Consider the following 20,497-nt stretch of genomic DNA (forward strand, 5'->3'; position numbering starts at 1 on the left):
CGTCAGCCCGGCCCGATCCGTTCGGAGTCGTACACCAGCAGCCTGCCGTCCGCCGAGACCACCGAGAACCAGCGGTTCTCGGTGTCGTTCTTGCCGCCCTTGACCACGTAGCGAAGCCGAGCCACCACGCTGTCGTCGTCGCGCGGTGTCACCGACAGGACCTCGACTTTCTTCACACCCGCCCAGAAGTTCTGGAAGTCGGCGTAACCGGTCTTGTTCTGGTAGTTGGTGTCGAACATGTTCCAGGCTTCACTGGTGTTCTCGGGCAACGCCCCGTACACCGCGAGCACCAGGTCACGCATGCCCTCGAAGGTCACCTCCCCGGTCGACGTCGCCGTCGGGGACGTCGGCGACGCGGGGTACGTCCCAGTCACAGGATCGGCCTGCTGGTCGTTCGACGGACCCAGGTACAGCACGAAGCCCAGCACCAGCATGAGCGCTGCGAGCACACCACCTGCCAGCAGCCACCGGGACGGGCGAGGCCGAGACCCGGCGGGCGTCGCGGCGGGCAGCAGCCAGTCCTGTTCGGTGCGCATCGCGGGAGGCAGCTGCGCGGTCGGCGTGGGCACGCGCCGCGCCGTGGCCAGGGCCTGCGCGAACTGCGTGCAGTTGGCGAATCGGTCCGCGGGATTCTTCGCCAGCGCCCGCGCCATCACGGGGTCCAGATCCGCCAGGTCTGGGCGCGATGCACCCAGCGCACGCGGTGCGGCATTCAGGTGCTGCCCGATCACCACCGCGGGGTTGTCATCGGAGAACAGCGGTGTCCCGGTGAACAGTTCGAACGCCGTCGCCGCCAGCGAGTACTGATCGGACCGGCCGTCCAGGGGCTGCCCCATCAACTGCTCGGGTGAGGAGTACGAGACGGTCCCGAGGACCGCGTTGGTCCGGGTCAACCCGTGGGTCTGGTTGAGGCTGCGGGCGATGCCGAAGTCCGCCAACAGAATCCGTCGCACCCCCGAAGCGGGGTCGGTGAGCAGGATGTTCGCGGGCTTCACATCGCGGTGCAGCAGACCGCGCAGGTGGGCATAGTCCAGGGCGTCGGCGACCGCCGCGACGATCTCGACGACCTGTTCCCGCGGGATCCCGGTCGGGTACCGCTCACGCAGCAGTCGGCCCGCGTCGGGACCATCGATGAAGTCCATCGAGATCCACAACCGGCCGTCGTCCTCACCACGGTCGTGCACCCCGATGATGTGCGGGTGAAACAGCGTGGCCACCAGGTCTGCTTCCCGGTTGAACCGCTCGCGGAACTCGTCGTTGGCCGACATCTGCGCCGGAAGCACCTTCAGCGCATCCCGCCGTGGCAGCCTGGGATGCGCGGCCAGATAGACCTCGCCCATGCCACCGGTTCCGATCATCCGCAGAACCCGATAGCCGGCGAAGGATTCGCCGTTGGTCAACGGCACGTGTCAAGTCACCTCCCGACACACGGTAAGCCCCGACCATACAGCGGTCGATCGCGGGTTTCAGATCGCGTGATTCGGGGGAACCGGCTGTTTCAATGATGACTTCTGAGTACGCCCCGTGGCGCTGGGCCGACGTGTTCGGCGACCCGGCGCAACCCGCGGTGCTGCTGTGGCACGGGATGCAGACCGACGCCCGCGAGGCGGTCCGCCCGCTCGCCACTCTGGTGGCCGAGCGTGGGTTCGGCGTGGTGGCGCCCGACTGGAACTCCCATGCGGACGACGGCGGACGGACCGACCTGCTGCGGTCGGTGGAGTTCACCCAATCGTGGAGCGACGGCGGTGGCCGCTTCGCTCTGATCGGATGGTCGCTGGGGGCGGCCGCGGCCGCGGGACTCACCATCCATGCCGACCGGTTCGGTGCCGACATCACCCACACGGTGTGCTTGGCCGGCGCCTTCACCTCACGCGACCCGATCTCGGGTGAACCTGCGGCACAGGGGCTTTCGGCGGCGCGCATCGGCGCGCCCTTCACGCTCCTGCACGGCGTCAACGACGACGTGGTCCCCGCGACCGCAAGCCGGGAGTTCGCGAACGCGCTCGAGGCGTTCGGCTGGCCAGTGAACATCGTCGAACTCCCCGCCGACCACGGCGAGATCGCGGGTGCGCGGTGGGACGCCGCGGCCGGCCGCTACGCCCCTGCCGACGACGCGCAGACCCTGCGGATCGCCGAGACCGTCGCCGACCACATCGCGGCTGCGCTGCGTTAGGGGCCGAGTGCGCGGCGGTGGCGTTTCGCGCGCTCAGGCACGCCGTTGACGCCCTCGATCGACGTCGCGTAGGTCGCGACGGCGAACGCGACACCCGAGCCCATCACCGCCAGTGCGTCCTCGTTGATGGCCTCCAGGTCATCGCGCGCGGTGTGGTAGTTCGGATCGAACGCCACGCCGGCCTCACCGCCCCACAACCGGGCCTGGACGGTGGTCTTTCGCCCGTCGGCGCCGGTGGTCATCCCGCCGACGGGCATCCCGGCGGCCAGGAAACTCTGGTAGTCGGTGCGCTGGGACAGGGGCAGATCGGCGGGGCGCTTCCCGGCCAGGTTGAGGTAGGAGGCCAGGGTGCGCTCAATGCCCTCCGACCCGATCGGCACACCCTCGGCGTCGGCGCGCGCCGACTGGTCCCCGTCGTAGGTGAAGTACCCGGCGTTCGGCGACCCGAGCATGTCGAAGTTCAGATACAGCGCAAGCGAATTCAGCTCGTCACGGCTCAACCCGTACACATAGTCCGCGGACCCCGCCAGGTTCTTCTCCTCGGCGCCCCAGAACGCGAACCGCACGGCGTTGGTGACCGAGGGTTGCGAACCGAGTTGCAGCGCGGTCTCCAGCACCGCGGCCACCCCCGAGGCGTTGTCGTTGATGCCTGGGCCCGCCGCCACGCTGTCGAGGTGCGCGCCGACGAGCACGATGTCGGTGGTGGCGCCGGTCTTGGTCTGCGCCACCACATTCCGTGAGCGCACCTTCACGTTCTTGGCGTCCAGCACGACCCGCGCAGGCGTGCTGGTGCGACGCAGCGCGGCACCGGCCTCCTCGCCCGCCACCGCGACCGGAATGGCCATCTGCTCGTAGTAGCCGCGCGGGAACAGCCCCGGCGGGCTTCCGTTGCGGCCTCCCGCACTGATCACCACCAGGGCCGCGGCGCCGCGATCGGCCGCCGCGTCGTGCTTGTCCACCACGGAGCACTTGGTGTCATCCACGACGGCGATGCCGCCCTTCACCGCGGCGGGGTAGTCCCTGGCCGAACACCCCGCGGCGACCCGCGGTGCGAACACCCGTCCGGTGGTTCCGCCTGCAGGGGTGGGGAGCAGCAGCGAGGCCTGGTCCACCTGGAATGTCCGCGCGCCGACGATAAGAGTGGGCCGACCCGGCGACACGGTGTCCAACCGCTGCAGTTCCGGGGTGTCGACCTCAAACCCCTTGTCCCGCAACAGCTCGACCACGTAATCCACGCTGGCCTCGTAACCCGCGGTACCGTCGGCCCGGTTTCCGTCGTGGTCCTGCGCGATCTCGGAGAACCGCTGCAGATGGATGCGCATCGCGTCGATCGTGACCTTGGCCGCCAAGTCCTGCGGCGACGGCATCTCGGGCGGCTCGGGCGGCGGCGAACCGCAGCCGGCCAGCACGGCGATCACCGCACAGACGGTCGCCGCGGCCCGGCGGCCGGTCATGACGGGGCGACGACGTGCCGAGTGCGGTCCGCGCGGTCCGGCATGCCGTTGCGCCCGCCCTGGTCCTGGGCGTAGAACGCCGCGACGTAACCCACGCCCGCGCCCTGGATGCCCAGTGCGGTGCGGTCGATGTGCTCGATGGTGTCGGTGTCCTTGTGGTAGTTCGGGTCGAACGGTTCGTCGGCCTTCCCGTCCCACAGCTTGGCCTGTTCGGCGCTCATCTTCTCCTCGGCGCCCGCGAACAGCCCGCCCGAGGGGATGCCGGCCAAGGTGAACGCGTCGTAATCCGACCGCCCGTCGAACGACGTGTCCTGGGATTCCTTATCGGCCGAGGCCAGGTATTCGACCAGCAGTCGTTCGATGCCCGCCGAACCCTCGGGCACCCGCGGCGCGCTGTCGTTGCGCGTGCGCGGCGCCGACTGGTCACCGTCGTAGGTGAAGTAGCCGGGGTTGGGCGAGGCGAGCATGTCGAAATTGAGGTACAGCGCAATGTCCTTGAGCTCTTCGACATCCAGTGTCTCGATGTAGTTCGCGGACCCCACTAGGCCCAGTTCCTCGGCGCCCCAGAACCCGAACCGGACGGCGTTGCGTACGTCCGGCTCCGCACCCATCTGCAGCGCGGTCTCGAGCACCGCGGCCACCCCGGATCCGTTGTCGTTGATGCCGGGGCCCTCGGGGACGCTGTCGAGGTGTGCGCCGACCATCACCACGTTGTCGGTCGCGCCGGTCTTGGTCTGGGCGACGACGTTGCGGGACTTGAACTCCCGGGTTTCGGCCGAGATCTTGATGGTGACCTGCTCGGGCTTGGCTCGCAGTGCTGCACCGTCGGCCTTGCTGACGCTGACGACGGGCACCAAGACATCGGTGTCTTCGCCGAGCGTGCCGCCCATCTCCTTCTCGTCGACGCTGTTGGCGATGATCACGCCGACCGCACCGCGGGCCACGGCGTTGGCCATCTTCTGCGCGAACGGGCAGGTGCCGCGATCCACCAGCACGACGGCGCCCTGCACCGGCAGGCCGTCGTAGTCGGTCGCGGCGCATCCCGGGGCGTCGCCCGGGCGGGCAGGCACCAGTGGCGCGGTCAGTCCCTCGGGTTTGGTGCCGATGGTGAACTGCAGCGGCATCGCCACCAGCGACGCACCGCCGGAGGTCACGGTGCCGTTCTCACCCTTGAACACCCTTACCTCGAACTCGGGGGTCTGCACGTCGAAACCCTTGTCGCGCAGGGCACCGGCCACATAGTCCACGCTGGCGTCGTAGCCGGGTTCTCCGGCCGCGCGGTTGCCTCCGTGCGCGTCGGCGATGTCCTGCAGTTTCTGCAGATGCGACATCATGGCGTCGGTGCTGATCCGCTGCCGGATCTCGTCGGCGAACTTCGCGGCATCCGCGCCCTCCCGGACGGCCTGCGGGCCTGCCGACTCCCGCCCACAGGCGCCGACGGCGACGATCAGGGCAACAACGGCGATCAGGGCAGACACTGCCCGACATAGGCGACGCACCCGCACCACGTTAGCCGTCCCGCCAAGCCTCGATCACCAGGTCCGCCACGGCGCGCATACCGTCGGCATTTGGGTGGAACGGCGCAGGGCGGCCGAACAGAAAGGCCAGCGGGAACCCGGCCCCAACGGTCCAGGGCTGCGTCGACCAGGCGTGGTGGGCACGACTCGCGTCGGCGGCGCGCACCAGTTCGCAGCCCGCGTCCGCGGCGGCCTCAGCCGTCACGTCCACCAATCCGGTGGCCAGCCGTCGTCCCAGATCGGCCTCGGCGTCGGACAGGGGCGGCGCGGGCTGCCCGGGCGGGGGCAGCAGGGTCAGGTAGTCGACGAAGAACACCCGGGCCCGCGGCGCACGGTCCCGCACGGCGGTCCCCACCGCCCGCATCGAGGCACCGAGCGCCTGAAGCGCGCGCTCGCGGGCCGCCGGGTCCAGCAGGTCGTGCATCCGGGATCCCAGCACCGGGAGGCGGCGCAGCAGCGCGGGCGCGGCGGCCGCCGACAGCATCGGCACATAGCCGATGTCGTTGCCGCCGATGGTCATCGTGACCAGCGCGGCGTCGGGCGTCACTGCCTGGATCTGGGGCGGCGTACCCCACTGCGCGTCGGTGAGCAGGTGTGCCGTCGTCGCCCCCGAGTAGGTGACGTCGACGAGGTCGAACCCCACCTCGGCGGCGACCAGGTGGGGATAGTTGCGGGCCGACCGCGCCGCGGGCCACGGCGAACCGGGGACGCGCGGCGGGATGCCGGGCCCGGCGGCCATCGAACTGCCGAGCGCGACGTAGCGGCCCGCGGTCACAGGGCCGGACTGGAGGCCTGGGCCCAGAACCGCTTGGGGATGCGGCCCGCGTGTCGGGCGAGGTGGCCTGCGGTGACGGCCGCGGCCATCGCGGCGGCCATGGCCGGCGGATCCGCGGCCCGGGTGACCGCGCTGGCCAGCAGCACCGCGTCACAGCCCAGTTCCATGGCCAGGGCCGCGTCACTGGCCGTGCCGATGCCGGCGTCGAGGATCACCGGCACGTGCGCGGCCTCCACGATCATCTCGATGTTGTGCGGGTTGGAGATGCCCAGGCCCGTGCCGATCGGCGAGCCCAACGGCATGACCGCGACGCAGCCGACGTCCTCGAGGCGGCGGGCAAGCACCGGGTCGTCCGTCGTGTACGGCAGCACGATGAAGTCGTCGTCCACCAACTGCTCTGCGGCGCGCACCAATTCGATGGCATCGGGCAGCAGCGTGCGCTCGTCGGCGATCACTTCGAGCTTGACCCAGTTGGTCTCCAGCGCTTCGCGCGCAAGCTGGGCGGTGAGCACGGCCTCGGCGGCACCGCGGCAGCCCGCGGTGTTGGGCAGCGGAGTGATGCCAAGCCGGTTGAGCAGGTCGAGAACGCCTGTGCCGGCCTCGGCGTCCACGCGACGCATCGCCACCGTCGTCAGTTCGGTGCCCGAGGCGACCAGCGCCTCCTCGAGGACCGCGAGGTTCGCGGCGCCGCCGGTGCCCAGGATCAGGCGCGAACCGAAGGTGCGGTCCGCGATGGTCAGCTTCGACTCAGCCACCCTGCACCGCCGTCACGACCTCGACGCGGGCGCCGTCGGAAAGCTCGGTGTGCCAGTCGGTTCGGGGCAGCACCGTCCAATCGACGGCCACCGCGATGCCCTTCAGGGGGTATCCGAGACGCTCCACCAGGTCTTCGACCGTGGTCTTGTCGTCGACGTCGATCTCTTCGTTGTTGACCAGGATCCTCATACCGCAACCCTCGCTTTCAGTTCGGCTGCAATGTGTTCCGCGGTCCACGGCGCCAGCAGGAAACCGGACCTGCCGTGCCCGGCCGCCACGAGCGTGGTGTCGTCGAGTCGCCCCACGATCGGGAGGTTGTCGGGGGTCATCGGGCGCAGGCCCGCGGCGCATTCGGCCAGTTCGTACTCGCCCAGCGCCGGCATCACCTCGCACGCGTCGTCGAGCAGATCCCGCACGCCCGACACCGTGGGCGCGGTGTCACGTCCGTGCTCGTACTGCGTCGCGCCGACCACCACACCGTCGGCCCGCGGCACCAGGTAGACGTGTCTGCCGTGCACCCGCGCGCGAATCACCCTTTGGGGCACAGGCATACAGCCCCTGCGCCACCGCAGTCGCAGCACCTCACCCTTGACCGGGCGGATGTCGAGCCCGGGCCACAGGCTCGGCGCGTCCACACCGTTGGCGACCACCCGCAGGTCGGCGTGGACGTCGGACAGGTCGCTCACGGGCCCGGCCCAGGTCACGCCGAGCCGCTCGCAGTGCTCGGTCAGCGCGGCGACCACGGCGCGGTTGTCCACGGACAGTTCGGTGCTCGCGGTGAATCCATGCCGGATGCCCTGGGCCAGCAGCGGCTCGATGTCGCGCGCCGCGGTCGTCGGCTCCACGGGGTGGCCCTGTTCGGCCAGCCAGTCGACGACGGTGCGCAGGTCGGCCGCGTCGGCGCGGTCCACGGCGACCACGAGCGACTCCCGGGCGGTCACCACGCTCGGCGGCAGGCCGTCCAGATAGGAGCCGGGCCCCTGCGCGCGCCACAACTCCAGCGACTCGAGGCCGATCCGCAGCAGCTCCTCTTCACCGGGCCAGGCCTCGCTGTGCGGGGCGAGCATTCCGCCCGCGACCCACGACGCGCCGGTCTGGGGGCTGCGGTGCACGCGCACCGACCACCCCTCCTGCGCCGCTCGGCGCGCCACGGAGAGACCGATGACACCGCCGCCGACGACGGCCAGGCTGGGTGCGCCGGTCATGTTGTCCTCCCTATCGCCGGCATGATCCGGATCAGGTTCGACGGTAAGGGCCCGGATTCGCTCGGCCCACTCTCAGCCCGGTTCGCCGGACTCCCGCGTTCACCTGTCCAGGGTACTCAAACCACTCTGGGTAGCCTCTACCCGTGACCCGACTCCCCCTGGACCGACTGGCCGACGCGCGCCTGTACCTGTGCACCGACGCGCGGCGTGAGCGGGGCGATCTCGCCGAGTTCGCCGAGGCCGCGCTGGCCGGAGGCGTCGACATCATCCAGCTTCGCGACAAGGGATCGGCCGGTGAGCGGGAGTTCGGCCCGCTCGAGGCCGCCCAGGAACTCGATGCGCTGGCGGTGCTCGCCGAGGCCGCGCATCGGCATGGCGCGCTGCTCGCGGTCAACGACCGGGCCGACATTGCGCGCGCGGCCGACGCCGACGTGCTGCACCTCGGCCAGGACGACCTGCCGTTGCACGTGGCGCGGGACATCATCGGCGCGCGACCGCTGATCGGCCGGTCCACACACGACAAGGCGCAGGTCGCCGCGGCCATCGACGAGGCCGTGGACTACTTCTGCGTCGGCCCGTGCTGGCCCACGCCCACCAAACCGGGCCGGACCGCACCGGGGTTGGACCTGGTCCGGGCCGCGGCGCGGTCCGGCACCGACAAACCCTGGTTCGCGATCGGCGGCATCGATCTGCCGCGGGTCCGTGAGGTGGTCGACGCGGGCGCGACCCGCATCGTGGTGGTCCGCGCCATCACCGCGGCGCAGGATCCGGCAGCCGCGGCGGCCGAACTGAAGTCGGCCCTACAGCTGGGCTGACCCCGGCAGCGGGATGTCCGCCGCGACCTCGCGCAGCCGCTGCCAACTGGCCGCGAAGCCGGGGTGCAGCGGCAGGTGCGCGACCTCGTCCTCGGGAACCCAGCGCAGTTCGGAGCTCTCCCGGTTGGGGACGGTCTCGAGCAGCGACGGCGCATCGGCGATCACCGTCGTGTAGGTCCAGCGGGTGCTGCCGTCGTCCGCACCGACCTCCGCAGTCACGACGCTGGTCCGCACGGTGACCTGATGCGCGGCCAGACCCGCCTCCTCGTGGGCTTCCCGGACAGCGGCCTGTTCGGGCGTTTCATGGCTGTCGCGCGCACCACCGGGCAGGCCCCAGGTCCCGCCCTGATGGCTCCAGGGCGCCCGGTGCTGCAGCAGAACCGCGAACGATCCGTCGGCGCGCACGGCGCGCAACAGCAGTCCGGCCGCGCCGTGGCGACCCCAGTAGTGGGCGCCGCTCTCGGAAATCACCCAACCGTCTCCGTCACCACGCACGCGCTCCACAATATGCGGGCGTCCCCCGGATGTGCGCGGCTGTCCGCCGCGTCTCCCTGCGATCACGCCCCATCAGTCACACGAGGCTCTTAGACTCGCTCTTAGGATCGTGACTACTGACGCAGATACGAAACCGCAGAAAGTGGGTTGACGGTGACGGTGGAGCTGACGCACCCGTCGACGGAACCGCTGGCGTCCCGCGCGCCCACCGCCTCCCATCAGCCTCGGCGCCGCTGGTTTCTGTGGACCACACCCGGGCGGATTCTCGCGCTCGGCGCCATCCTGGCGATGCTCGGCGTGCTGAGCGCGTTCGCGACGTCGACCACCATCGACCACCGTCAGCAGGCCCTGACCACGGTGCTCGACCACACCGAGCCACTGTCCTTCGCCGCAGGCGAGCTGTACACGACGCTGTCGGTTGCCGACGCCGCGGCCGCCACTGCGTTCATCGCGGGTGCCGAACCGCGCCCGGTCCGGCAGCGCTACGAGCAGGCGATCACCGACGCGGCCGCGGCACTCACGCGCGCCGCCAGCGGCCTGTCCGACGAGAACATGAGCCAGCTGCTGGGTCGGATCAACGCCAATCTCGCCGTTTACACAGGCCTGATCGAGACGGCCCGGACGAACAACCGCGCGGGCAATCCGGTCGGATCGTCGTACCTGTCGGAGGCGTCGTCGCTGATGCAGGGCACGATCCTGCCCGACGCACAGCGTCTCTACGAGGAGATGTCCTCACGCGTGGACGGCGAGACCACGGCTTCGACCCGGATTCCGGCACCGGTGATCCTGGTGATCACCGCGACGATCCTGTTCGGTGCGTTCGCGCACCGGTGGCTGGGCCGGCGCACCCGGCGACGGGTCAACATCGGGCTGGTCGCCGGCGGGCTGGCGATTCTGATCATGGTGATCTGGGTGGGCACGGCGCTGGTGATCTCCACCGCTATGAGCCGTAGCGCGAAGGACACCGCGGCCGAGTCACTCAAGACCGTCACCAACCTGGCGATCACCGCGCAGCAGGCCCGCGCCGACGAGACCCTGTCGTTGATCCGCCGCGGCGACGCCGATATCCGTAAGCAGTCTTACTACCAGCGCATCGAGGACATGCAGCGTCAACTCGCGGACTACCTCGAACAGGAGGACTCGATCGACAAGACCGACCTGGCCAACGCCAACACCCTGCTGGCCCGGTGGCGCGCCGCCGACGAGCGGATCAACGCCTACATCTCGGTGGGCAACTATCAGGCCGCCACCCAGGTGGCGCTCGGTACGGGAGAGGACGATTCGACGCCGGCCTTCGACAAGCTGGAGTCCGCCCTGAGCGCGGGCATCCAGGAGAGCCGCAGCCAGTTGCGCAGTGACATCGCCAGCGCCCGCCGCGTGCTGTCCGGCGCGACGATCGGCGGGGTGGTGTTGTCTCTGGGCGCCGCAATGGCGGTGGCCCTGGGACTGTGGCCGCGGATGTCGGAGTACCGATGAACCGCTGGCGCAGCATGTGTGCGTCCGTGGCGGCGGTCGTGCTGACCGGCGCCACTGCCTGCGGGCAGGCGCCGCCGGAGGCGGTGGTCCCGACGTTGACGCTGTCGCCACCCACTCCCGCCGGACTGCAGGAACTCCCCCCGGAGATCGCGCCTCCGCCGGCGACCAACGACGACTGCGATCGCACCGCGAGCCTGCGCCCGTTCACCAACCGGGAGGACGCCAAGGACGCGGTGACCAACATCCGCAACCGTGGGCGCCTGATCGTCGGGCTGGACATCGGCTCCAACCTGTTCTCCTTCCGCGATCCCATCACCGGCGAGATCACCGGGTTTGACGTGGACATCGCCGGCGAGGTGGCGCGCGACATCTTCGGCACCCCGACGCAGGTCGAGTACCGGATCCTGTCGTCGGCCGACCGCATCAACGCACTGCGCAACAACCAGGTGGACATCGTGGTCAAGACCATGACCATCACCTGTGAACGCCGCGAGCAGGTCAACTTCTCGACGGTGTATCTGACCGCCTACCAACGCATTCTGGTGCCCAGGGACTCGGCGATCAGCCAGGCCTCCGATCTGTCCGGGCGCCGGGTGTGCGCGGTCGACGGCACCACATCGCTCAAACGGATTCAGCAGATCTCCCCGGCGCCGATCATCATCTCGGTGGTCACCTGGGCCGACTGCCTGGTGGCCATCCAACAGCGCCAGGTCGCGGCCATCAGCACCGATGACACGATCCTGGCGGGCCTGGCCGCCCAGGACCCCTTCCTGCACATCGTCGGCCCGAGCATGGCGCAGGAACCCTACGGCATCGGCATCAACCTGGAGAACACGCCGCTGGTCCGGTTCGTCAACGGGACACTGGACCGGATTCGGCGCGACGGCACGTGGAACACGTTGTACCGCAAATGGTTGAGCGTCCTCGGCCCGGTACCCGCTCCCCCGACCGCCCGGTATGTGGACTAGGGGGTGGACATGAGCGAACACGACGAGGACACGACCGACTCGACCGACGAGGGCCCGTTCACCCAGCCTGCGGAGGTCGAGTTCGACTCGACGTCGACGTTGCGCCCCATGGCCACGCAGGCGATCTTCCGGCCAAACTTCGACGATGACGACGACTTCTCGACCGCGGGCACCGAACCGCAGGACCATCCGACAGCGATCACCCGCACGATCGCCCCCACCCGGCGCCTCGGCGGCGGACTCGTCGAGATCCCGCGCGTCCCCGAGATCGACCCACTCGCGGCGCTGATGAGCAACCCGGTGGTCGCCGAGTCCAAGCGGTTCTGCTGGAACTGCGGTAAGCCGGTGGGCCGCTCCAGCGCGGACGGCGAAGCCCTGTCCGAGGGCTGGTGCCCATACTGCGGGAGCGCGTATTCGTTTCTGCCGCAACTGGTTGCGGGAGACATGGTCGCCGACCAGTACGAGATCAAGGGGTGTGTCGCACACGGCGGACTGGGCTGGGTGTACCTGGCTGTGGACCACAACGTCAACGAACGACCCGTGGTGCTCAAGGGTCTGGTGCATTCGGGTGACGCCGAGGCCCAGGCCATCGCGATGGCCGAACGTCAGTTCCTGGCCGAGGTTGCGCACCCGTCGATCGTCAAGATCTTCAACTTCGTCGAGCATCCCGACAGCCACGGCGAGCCGGTCGGCTACATCGTCATGGAATACGTCGGCGGAACCTCGCTGAAGCCGAGCAGCAGCGAACGACTGCCGGTGGCCCAGGCCATCGCCTATATGCTCGAGATCCTGCCCGCGCTGGGCTATCTGCACTCGATCGGCCTGTGCTACAACGACCTCAAGCCCGAGAACATCATGTTGACCGAGGAACAGCTCAAGCTGATCGACCTCGGCGCGGTGTCGCGGATCAACTCGTTCGGATACCTGTACGGCACACCGGGTTACCAGGCTCCCGAGATCGTGCGCACGGGCCCCACCGTCCAGACCGACATCTACACCGTGGGCCGCACCCTGGCCGCACTGACGCTGAAACTGCGCACCAAGAACGGACGCTACGTCGACGGCCTGCCCGACGACGATCCGGTGCTGACCCGATACGACAGCTTCGGCCGCCTGCTGCGCCGCGCGATCGATCCCGACCCTCGCAGGCGGTTCGCCACCACCGAGGAGATGTCCTCGCAACTCCTCGGCGTGCTGCGCGAGGTGGTGGCCAACGACACCGGGGTGGCCCGACCCGGTCTGTCGACGGTGTTCAGTCCGTCGCGCGCGACGTTCGGCGTGGACCTGCTGGTCGCGCACACCGATGTGTACCTCGACGGCAAGCCGCATTCGGAGAAGCTGACGGCGGCCGAAATCGTCACGGCCCTGCCGGTTCCGCTGGTCGACCCCACCGACGTCGGGGCCACGGTGCTCAGCGCGACCCTGCTGTCCCAGCCCGTGCAGACCCTCGATTCGCTGCGCGCGGCACGCCACGGCACGCTGGACTCCGACGGGATCGACCTCGGCAACTCGGTGGAACTCCCTCTCATGGAGGTCCGGGCCCTGCTGGACCTCGGCGATGTCGCCAAGGCCACGCGCAAACTCGACGACCTGGCCGAGCGGGTCGGCTGGCGGTGGCGGCTGGTCTGGTTCCGCGCCGTCTCAGAACTCCTGACGGCCGACTACGACTCGGCGACAAAGCATTTCACCGAAGTCCTGGACATGCTGCCCGGCGAGATCGCCCCCAAGCTGGCGTTGGCCGCGACGGCCGAACTGGCCCGCAGCACCGACGAGGCCAAGTTCTACAAAACCGTGTGGAACACCGACAACGGCGTCGTGTCGGCGGGTTTCGGCCTGGCCCGCGCACAGTCGGCCGAGGGGGAACGCGAGGCCGCGGTCAAGACACTGGATCAGGTTCCGCCGACGTCCCGGCATTTCACGACCGCGCGGCTCACCAGCGCGGTGACGCTGCTGTCGGGACGGTCGATCAGCGAGGTCACCGAACAGCAGATTCGCGATGCCGCGCGCCGCGTCGAGGTGCTGCCCGAATCCGAGCCCCGCGTACTGCAGATCCGCGCGCTCGTGTTGGGCACCGCGTTGGACTGGATCGCCGACAACGAGGCCAGCACCAATCACATCCTGGGTTTCCCGTTCACCCAGCACGGTCTGCAGTTGGGCGTCGAGGCCTCCCTGCGGGCGCTCGCGCGGCAGGCGCCGACCCGCGAGCATCGGTACGCACTGGTGGACATGGCCAATACGGTCCGCCCGATGAGCACGTTCTAAATTCCCGCGAGCGCCCTGGGGTCCCCGCTTGCGGGGCGTCTGTACGCAACACGCCGGGTCAACCCGTACAAAGACGGGCGCTCGCGAAGAACGGAGTGGTCACTCGCCGTCCGCATCCCCTGGATCCACCACCGCGGCGCACGCCCGCGCGATGGCCAACTCCTCGTCGGTGGGGATGACCAGCACCTTGGTCGGCGAGTTCTCCGCGGAGATCACCCGCGCACTGCGCGCCGGACTGTCGTTGAGATGCTCGTCGATCTCCACCCCGAGCGGCGCAAGCCCCGTCAGGGCGTCACGCCGCACGTGCGCGTCGTTCTCACCGACGCCCGCGGTGAACGTGATCGCGTGGGTGTCACCCAGTACCGCCAGATAGGCGCCGATGTACTTGCGCAGACGGTGGATGTAGACCTCGTAGGCCAGTCGCGCGTCGCTGGATCCGGCGTCGATGGCCTTGTGCAGTTCGCGAAAATCGTTGACCCCGGCCAATCCCCGCACTCCGGAGCGCCGGTTGAGCATCGACTCGATCTCTTCGACCGGAATCTTCGCGGTACGGGCCAGGTAGAAGACCAGGCCCGGGTCGATGTCGCCGCTGCGGGTGCCCATCACCAGACCCTCCATGGGCGTCATCCCCATCGAGGTGTCCACCGGCCGGCCACCCGCGATCGCCGAGGCCGAGGCCCCGTTGCCCAGATGAAGCACGATCTGGTTGAGCTGGGACAGCGGGACGTCGAGGAACTTCGCGGCCTGCTGGCTCACGTACTCGTGCGACGTGCCGTGGAAGCCGTACCGGCGGATCTGCCAACGCTGCGCGACCTCGCGGTCGATCGCGTACGTCGCCGCCATCTCGGGCAGGTCATGGAAGAACGCGGTGTCGAACACCGCGACGTGCGGGACGTCGGGCAGGATTCTGCGCGCAACCTCGATGCCCAGGACCGCGGGCGGATTGTGCAGGGGCGCAAGCGCGGACAGTGCGTCGATCTTCGCCACGAACGCGTCGTCGATCAGGGTCGGCTGGTAGAGATCCCGTCCGCCGTGGACCACCCGATGCCCGACGGCGACCAGTCCGAGGGTTCCGAGGTGCCCACCGACCTCGGCGAACAGATCGAACGTCAGGCGCAGCGCGGCCTCGTGATCGGCCACCGACCGTTCCCGCTCGACCTTGAGACCGCCGAACTCGAGGCGCGCCAGCGAGTGGTCGTCCCCGATCCGCTCGATGATCCCGTTGGCCACCGACACCCCCGACTCCGGTTGCACGAGGCTGTATTTCACCGACGAGGAGCCAGAGTTCAACACCAGAACTGTTCGCTGCACTGCTCAGCCCTTCTGCGCCTGGATCGCCGTGATCGCCACGGTATTGAAGATGTCTTCGACCAGTGCACCCCTGGACAGGTCGTTGACAGGCTTGTTCAGACCCTGCAGCACCGGACCGATCGCAATCGCCCCGGCACTGCGCTGCACGGCCTTGTAGGTGTTGTTGCCGGTGTTGAGGTCCGGGAAGATCAGCACCGTGGCACGTCCGGCCACGGGCGAGTCCGGCATCTTGGTGACGGCGACGGAGGGTTCGACGGCCGCGTCGTATTGAATGGGCCCCTCCACAAGAAGTTCAGGTGCGCGTTGTCGCACCAGTTCGGTCGCGGTGCGCACCTTGTCGACGTCCGCGCCGGTGCCCGAACTCCCCGTCGAGTAGGACAGCATCGCAACCCGGGGATCGATGCCGAACTGGGCCGCGGTGCGCGCGGAACTGATCGCGATGTCGGCCAACTGCTCGGCCGTCGGGTCGGGCACGATCGCGCAGTCCCCGTAGGCCAGCACGCGGTCGGCCAGGCACATCAGGAAGATGCTCGACACCGTGGAGACGTCGGGTTGCGTCTTGATGATCTCGAGGGCGGGGCGCACGGTGTGCGCCGTGGTGTGCGCGGCGCCGGACACCATGCCGTCGACGAGGTCGTTGTACACCAGCATGGTGCCGAAGTACGAGACATCGTGGATGATCTCGCGGGCCTGTTCGACCGTGACGCCCTTGTGCCTGCGAAGCTCGGCATACTGCTCGGCGAACTGATCGCAGTACTCGCTGGTCTTCGGATTGAGAAGGGTTGCGGCCGACAGGTCGACGCCGAGTTCTGCCGCCCGCGAGCGGATCTGGGTCTCCTCGCCGAGGATCGTCAGATCGGCGACGCCGCGCTGCAGCAGTCGGCCCGCCGCCGCCAGGATGCGGTCATCCTCACCCTCGGGCAGCACGATCCGCCTGCGTGCAGCTCGGGCCCGGCACAGAAGCTCGTGGGTGAACATCTGCGGTGTGGTGACGGTGGGGATCGAGATCGACAACACCGTCAGCAGGTCGTCGATGTCCACGTGCTGTTCCATGAGTTCGATGGCCGTGTCGATCTTGCGGTGCGACGTCTTCGTGACGCGCCCGCGCGTCCCGGCCACCGCACTCGCGGTGTCGAAGGTGCCCAGGTCGGTGGTGATGATCGGCAGGCGCAGGCCGAGGCCGTCGACCAGCGCCGCGATCGACGGGTGCAGCGGCAGGCCACCGTTGAGGATCACGGTGGACAGCGACGGAAAGCCTTCTGCCGCATGCGCACTCATGACCGCGAGCACGACGTCCGACCGATCCCCGGGGGTGATAACCGCCATCCCTTCGCTCAGCCGTTCCAACACATGCTCGGCGGTCATGCCGGCCACCAGCACACCCATCGCCTCGCGGCCCAGCAGCGCGTCGGCACCGTTGATCAGCGTTCCCGAGACGGCATCCCGCAGTTCGCCGACCGACGGTGCCACCAACAGCGGCTCCTCCGGCAGGACGTAGGACCTGGGCGCAAATCGACTCAGTGCCTCGGCCACCGCCGCCAACTGTTCCGGATCGCAGCGGTTGGCGACGATGGCCGCGGTGTGCGCGTGCTGGTTGGAGATCTCGTCGAGACAGAGCCCGACCAACTGCGCGACGTCGTCGGGCGTGCGCTTCTTGCCATGGACGGCGAGAACCAGCGGTGCACCCAGATTGGCCGCGATCCGGGCGTTGACCGACAGTTCGGACGGGCTCGCGATGTCGGTGTAGTCGCTTCCCACGATCACCACGACGTCGCACAGATCCGCGACGGCGTGATACCGGTCGACGATCGCGACCATCGCGGCGTCGGGGTCCTCATGCAGTTGCTGATAGCTCACACCGACGCATTGTTCGTAGCTCAGTCCCGCGGTGGTGTGGTCGAGGAGGAGGTCGAGGATGTAGTCACGGTCCTCGCCGAGTCGGGTGATGGGCCGGAAGACGCCCACGCGGGGCGCGGTCGCGGCCAGTCGGCGCAGGATGCCCAAGGCAATCGTCGACTTTCCGGTGTCACCTTCCGGCGACGCGATGTAGATGCCGGAGGCGCGGCCGTTGTCCACCATGTCTCCAGCCTCGCACGCGCCGCACCCACCCCAAGCGGCAGCCACTCTCCATGCCAGGCGTGTGCACGCATTAGCGCCATTTTGGCAAACTTAAAGCTGAACCGCGGATCTCGAACTTATAACATTACATGCATATTGTGGCGAAGCTCACAGGGCTGCGACTCCCGATTGTGACCGAAGTCCCTAGGTGCTTTAGCTGCGCATATGTTCTCATTGTCCGGCCTCGGCGCTGCGACAAAGGATGCGACATGACGATTTCAGCAAATATCTTGCACCCGCCACCGCAGAACTCCGCCAACAAACTCGTTACCAACAGCAACAAACTTGACCATCCCAACGGCAGCGCCGAGGCGGAAGCGCCCGCGCCCGCCACGGCAGCACAGGGTTCAGACAGCTTCTGGCCGCAGGTCGCCGCGATTGTGGCACTCACCGGCGTCGGTTACATGTTCGTCTTCGCCGGCGTGGTGGCCGACGTGCTGAACGGATCACGCAATGCGTATCTGCTGACCGTTCCGGTGCTCATCCTCCTCATCGTCAGCAGTTATCGATCCTGCAATGACGGCGTCGGGGACTCGGAGTCAGACTGGATCCTCGCCGTACTGCTCGGCGTGGGTGGTCTCGTAGGCATCCACCTGTTCACCCAGCGCGGACCAACCGTCGCCGCGCTCTGGCACCTCGACCTGGTGGGCGTCGCCTTCTGGATCGCCTGTTGCGCGGTGGTGGTGGCAGGTTCGCGACGAGTGTTTCGGGCGTGGGCGGCAGGGGCGTTCCTGCTGTGCTGCCTGACACCGCTGCCCTCCCAACTCGCGGTCGCGCACTTGGGCGGTTCCGACGCTGACGCCGCGATGGTCGCCGCGGCACTGGGGGCGACGGCAGTCTTCCTGTGCGGCCGCGGAATCGCGCTGCACTGGCGCATCGCCGCTGCCGCCGGTTGTCTCCTGCTCGCCGCCATCACCACGACGACCCTCGATGGAGTGGTCGGTCTGACGATCCTGGTCCTCATCGCCGGGGGCGCGGTGCCTGTGCTGTGCGCCGCTCTCCTCTACCCGCTGCGCCCCGCGGCCAACCCCCTGCGCATCGGGGGCAGCACACCGCCGCCACTGCACCGCTCGCCCCGAACCATCGTGCTGCTCACCCTCGGTTCGCTCGGGATGCTGGCCGCGCATCCACTGCAGAGCCCACCCGCAGCGCCGGCGTCGGCACCCGCTGACTGGGTGACGAACGCAGGGTTGCTCCAGCCGACGCCCATTCCATTCATCAGTCGGTTCCTGGGCCCCGACGCGTCCCTGACCCGGTACACCGCTCCCGTCCCCGACGGGAGCCCCCCGGCCGTGGTGGATGTCATGACCAGCTCCAATCTGGCCGGGCTGCGGGACTACACCGACGCCGTCTGGTACCCCTCGGCAGAACCGCTGAACTATCGCCCGGCGGATCCGGAACTGGGCGCCCCCAACGGATCTCGGGTCGTCTACAACAATCCCGACATCGCAACCAGCGACGCCGAACAGCATTGGTACGCCGTGACATGGCTGTGGCGCACGCCGGACGCCTACGAACGTGTCACGGTGCTGGTCAACCAGTCGCAGACGTCGCACGAGCCACCCCCCATGCCGCGCCCGCTGTCGATCTCCAACACCCTGATCGATCCGACCCTGTGGTTGTCGCGCCGTCAATCATCCGACGCCGGAGAGCTGAACCCAAGCGTGATGCACCGTGCTGCCGAGGTGGTCCGTGTGATCACGGAGACCAGTGGCCGCGATGGGTGAGGACCACCAACACCGACCCCACCTGCATTTACCGCATCTCCCTCGACCGCACCTGCCCCCGCACCTGTCGGCGCGCACTGTGCTGCAAGGCAGGTCACTGAAGCGTCTGGGCGTGGCAGCGGTCCTCATCGCCGGTCTGAGCGTGTTGGCGCCCGGGTACCTTCCGGTCCTGTTGTTGACGGCGACGGCACTGGTGTACCTGGTGTCGACCGTCGACCGAAACCTTCTGATTCTCAAGGGACTTCGCTCCCCATCCTTCGTCACCATCAGCGACGAGCAGGCCTTGTCGATTCCCGACGACGAACTGCCCGTCTACACGGTGCTGCTGCCGGTCTACCACGAGCCCAAGATTGTGGAGGACCTGATCAACGGCGTCTGCCGACTCGACTACCCCAGCGACCGACTCGAACTGCTGCTGCTGGTGGAGGAGGACGACACCGAGACGCAGAACGCGCTGTCCAGCCTGCCGTTGGAGAACATCCGCATCGTCCTCGTGCCCCACAGCATGCCCAAGACCAAGCCGAAGGCCTGTAACTACGGGATGCTCCTCCCAGACCGCAGAGGTGAGCTGGTCACCATCTACGACGCCGAGGACATCCCCGACCCGCTGCAACTTCGGCGTGCGGTGGCGGCCTTCCGGAACCTGCCCGAGGACGTCGGGTGCCTGCAGGCTCGACTCGCCTATTTCAACGAACGCCAGAATCTGCTGACGCGTTGGTTCTCATTGGAATACGACCAGTGGTTCGGCCTGGTGCTGCCCGCGGTCGAGAACGCCGGCTGCGTCGTGCCTCTCGGCGGGACCTCCAACCACATGCCAGCCCGGGTCTGGCATGCGGTCGGCGGGTGGGACGAGTTCAACGTCACCGAGGACGCTGACCTCGGCGTCCGGTTGGCGCGACACGGGTACAAGACCCTGATCCTCGACTCCACCACTCTTGAAGAGGCCAATTCCGATGTCGTGAACTGGATCAGGCAGCGTTCCCGTTGGTACAAGGGTTACCTGCAGACCACGTTCGTCCACCTTCGTCACCCGCTGCAGTTGCGCCGGGAGATCGGCACCGTGGCCCTACTGAGGCTGGTCAACATGACCGGGGCGATTCCGATCACCAGCGCCCTGAACCTGGTCTTCTGGTCGACGATGCTGATCTGGATTCTCGGTCACCCCTCGATGATCTCGACGCTGTTCCCGCCGTTCACCTACTACATCTGCCTTGCCACCTTCATCATCGGGACGCCGCTGTTCATCTTCATCGAGCTGATCGTCGCGCAGGTGCTCGGCAAGCCGTACCTGTGGTGGGCGGCCCTGCTCATTCCGCTGTACTGGTTCCTGCAGTCGGTCGCCGCATTGAAGGCGATCTACCAGTTGATCTTCCGTCCGTTCTTCTGGGAGAAGACGGTGCACGGACTGGCCATTCCCTACTCGCTACAGAAATGACAGCGCCGAC

At 68.4% G+C, this 20,497-nt stretch carries 17 protein-coding genes; 7 read left to right on the forward strand and 10 right to left on the reverse strand.

Translation table 11 applies throughout. The features are described 5' to 3' along the window. Nucleotides 1-2: 2 nt before the first annotated feature. Nucleotides 3-1,406, reverse strand: a complete 1,404-nt coding sequence (locus G6N34_RS20515; RefSeq protein WP_085151612.1) for a serine/threonine-protein kinase — start codon at nucleotides 1,404-1,406, stop codon at nucleotides 3-5. A gap of 95 nt (nucleotides 1,407-1,501) precedes the next feature. On the opposite strand from G6N34_RS20515, the gene G6N34_RS20520 reads away from it, so the two are divergent. Then, entirely contained in the window at nucleotides 1,502-2,173 is a 672-nt protein-coding gene (locus tag G6N34_RS20520; protein WP_085151613.1) for an alpha/beta hydrolase family protein, read from the forward strand. Here the strand turns inward: G6N34_RS20520 and G6N34_RS20525 are convergent. Genes G6N34_RS20525 through thiO form a run of 6 tightly spaced genes read right to left on the reverse strand, consistent with a single transcriptional unit; the run spans nucleotide 2,170 to nucleotide 7,880 of the window. Further along, the gene (locus G6N34_RS20525) at nucleotides 2,170-3,627 is read right to left on the reverse strand and encodes a M28 family peptidase (RefSeq protein WP_085151614.1); all 1,458 of its coding nucleotides are present in this window, start codon (nucleotides 3,625-3,627) and stop codon (nucleotides 2,170-2,172) included. The two genes, G6N34_RS20520 and G6N34_RS20525, sit on opposite strands and share 4 nt — an antisense overlap. Continuing rightward, nucleotides 3,624-5,135 carry a M28 family metallopeptidase gene (locus G6N34_RS20530; protein ID WP_085151615.1) on the reverse strand — a complete coding sequence of 504 codons (1,512 nt, stop codon included), beginning with the start codon at nucleotides 5,133-5,135 and terminating at the stop codon, nucleotides 3,624-3,626. The genes G6N34_RS20525 and G6N34_RS20530 overlap by 4 nt, the downstream gene beginning before the upstream one ends. Nucleotide 5,136: 1 nt before the next feature. Next, nucleotides 5,137-5,919, reverse strand: coding sequence for an SGNH/GDSL hydrolase family protein (locus G6N34_RS20535; RefSeq protein ID WP_264016726.1), 783 nt, complete (start codon nucleotides 5,917-5,919; stop codon nucleotides 5,137-5,139). Then, nucleotides 5,916-6,674, reverse strand: a complete 759-nt coding sequence (gene thiG, locus G6N34_RS20540; RefSeq protein WP_085151616.1) for a thiazole synthase — start codon at nucleotides 6,672-6,674, stop codon at nucleotides 5,916-5,918. Before thiG ends, G6N34_RS20535 begins: the two co-directional genes overlap by 4 nt. After that, entirely contained in the window at nucleotides 6,667-6,864 is a 198-nt protein-coding gene (gene thiS, locus G6N34_RS20545) for a sulfur carrier protein ThiS (protein ID WP_085151617.1), read from the reverse strand. The genes thiG and thiS overlap by 8 nt, the downstream gene beginning before the upstream one ends. Further along, nucleotides 6,861-7,880, reverse strand: coding sequence for a glycine oxidase ThiO (thiO, locus tag G6N34_RS20550; protein ID WP_085151869.1), 1,020 nt, complete (start codon nucleotides 7,878-7,880; stop codon nucleotides 6,861-6,863). Before thiO ends, thiS begins: the two co-directional genes overlap by 4 nt. 143 nt (nucleotides 7,881-8,023) lie before the next feature. Between thiO and thiE the strand changes: the two genes are divergently transcribed. Then, nucleotides 8,024-8,695, forward strand: coding sequence for a thiamine phosphate synthase (gene thiE / locus G6N34_RS20555; protein ID WP_085151618.1), 672 nt, complete (start codon nucleotides 8,024-8,026; stop codon nucleotides 8,693-8,695). On the opposite strand, the gene G6N34_RS20560 is transcribed toward thiE, so the two are convergent. Continuing rightward, nucleotides 8,681-9,190 carry an NUDIX hydrolase gene (locus G6N34_RS20560; protein ID WP_085151870.1) on the reverse strand — a complete coding sequence of 170 codons (510 nt, stop codon included), beginning with the start codon at nucleotides 9,188-9,190 and terminating at the stop codon, nucleotides 8,681-8,683. The two genes, thiE and G6N34_RS20560, sit on opposite strands and share 15 nt — an antisense overlap. A gap of 153 nt (nucleotides 9,191-9,343) precedes the next feature. Here G6N34_RS20560 and glnX point away from each other — a divergent pair, with 153 nt between their 5' ends. From glnX to G6N34_RS20575, 3 genes are read left to right on the forward strand one after another with little or no spacing between them, the layout of a single operon-like run. Further along, nucleotides 9,344-10,666, forward strand: a complete 1,323-nt coding sequence (gene glnX / locus G6N34_RS20565; protein ID WP_085151619.1) for a protein kinase G-activating protein GlnX — start codon at nucleotides 9,344-9,346, stop codon at nucleotides 10,664-10,666. Beyond that, nucleotides 10,663-11,634, forward strand: a complete 972-nt coding sequence (locus tag G6N34_RS20570) for a glutamate ABC transporter substrate-binding protein (protein ID WP_179965785.1) — start codon at nucleotides 10,663-10,665, stop codon at nucleotides 11,632-11,634. The genes glnX and G6N34_RS20570 overlap by 4 nt, the downstream gene beginning before the upstream one ends. Before the next feature lie 9 nt (nucleotides 11,635-11,643). Continuing rightward, nucleotides 11,644-13,896 carry a serine/threonine-protein kinase PknG gene (locus G6N34_RS20575; RefSeq protein WP_085151620.1) on the forward strand — a complete coding sequence of 751 codons (2,253 nt, stop codon included), beginning with the start codon at nucleotides 11,644-11,646 and terminating at the stop codon, nucleotides 13,894-13,896. Between the two features lie 99 nt (nucleotides 13,897-13,995). Here G6N34_RS20575 and G6N34_RS20580 read toward each other — a convergent pair whose 3' ends face one another. Together G6N34_RS20580 and pta are read right to left on the reverse strand one after the other, a co-directional pair. Then, nucleotides 13,996-15,207: an acetate kinase gene (locus G6N34_RS20580; protein WP_085151621.1), complete on the reverse strand. Its 1,212-nt coding sequence runs from the start codon at nucleotides 15,205-15,207 to the stop codon at nucleotides 13,996-13,998. A 3-nt stretch (nucleotides 15,208-15,210) separates the two neighbouring features. Next, nucleotides 15,211-17,286: a phosphate acetyltransferase gene (gene pta, locus G6N34_RS20585; protein WP_085151622.1), complete on the reverse strand. Its 2,076-nt coding sequence runs from the start codon at nucleotides 17,284-17,286 to the stop codon at nucleotides 15,211-15,213. 248 nt (nucleotides 17,287-17,534) lie between these two features. On the opposite strand from pta, the gene G6N34_RS20590 reads away from it, so the two are divergent. Together G6N34_RS20590 and G6N34_RS20595 are read left to right on the forward strand one after the other, a co-directional pair. Next, nucleotides 17,535-19,052, forward strand: coding sequence for a hypothetical protein (locus G6N34_RS20590; RefSeq protein WP_109788456.1), 1,518 nt, complete (start codon nucleotides 17,535-17,537; stop codon nucleotides 19,050-19,052). After that, nucleotides 19,045-20,487: a glycosyltransferase gene (locus G6N34_RS20595; RefSeq protein WP_085151872.1), complete on the forward strand. Its 1,443-nt coding sequence runs from the start codon at nucleotides 19,045-19,047 to the stop codon at nucleotides 20,485-20,487. Before G6N34_RS20590 ends, G6N34_RS20595 begins: the two co-directional genes overlap by 8 nt. The last annotated feature ends 10 nt before the right edge of the window (nucleotides 20,488-20,497 follow it).

Source organism: Mycolicibacterium confluentis (genome assembly GCF_010729895.1).
GTDB lineage: Bacteria > Actinomycetota > Actinomycetes > Mycobacteriales > Mycobacteriaceae > Mycobacterium > Mycobacterium confluentis.

Excerpts from the sequence above, each read along its gene's own strand:
- G6N34_RS20520 (WP_085151613.1), top strand. The coding sequence starts at position 1,502 with ATGATGACTTCTGAGTACGCCCCGTGGCGCTGGGCCGACGTGTTCGGC.
- pta (WP_085151622.1), bottom strand. The coding sequence starts at position 17,286 with ATGGTGGACAACGGCCGCGCCTCCGGCATCTACATCGCGTCGCCGGAA.
- G6N34_RS20570 (WP_179965785.1), top strand. The coding sequence starts at position 10,663 with ATGAACCGCTGGCGCAGCATGTGTGCGTCCGTGGCGGCGGTCGTGCTG.
- G6N34_RS20575 (WP_085151620.1), top strand. The coding sequence starts at position 11,644 with ATGAGCGAACACGACGAGGACACGACCGACTCGACCGACGAGGGCCCG.
- G6N34_RS20590 (WP_109788456.1), top strand. The coding sequence starts at position 17,535 with ATGACGATTTCAGCAAATATCTTGCACCCGCCACCGCAGAACTCCGCC.
- thiS (WP_085151617.1), bottom strand. The coding sequence starts at position 6,864 with ATGAGGATCCTGGTCAACAACGAAGAGATCGACGTCGACGACAAGACC.
- G6N34_RS20595 (WP_085151872.1), top strand. The coding sequence starts at position 19,045 with ATGGGTGAGGACCACCAACACCGACCCCACCTGCATTTACCGCATCTC.
- thiO (WP_085151869.1), bottom strand. The coding sequence starts at position 7,880 with ATGACCGGCGCACCCAGCCTGGCCGTCGTCGGCGGCGGTGTCATCGGT.
- G6N34_RS20525 (WP_085151614.1), bottom strand. The coding sequence starts at position 3,627 with ATGACCGGCCGCCGGGCCGCGGCGACCGTCTGTGCGGTGATCGCCGTG.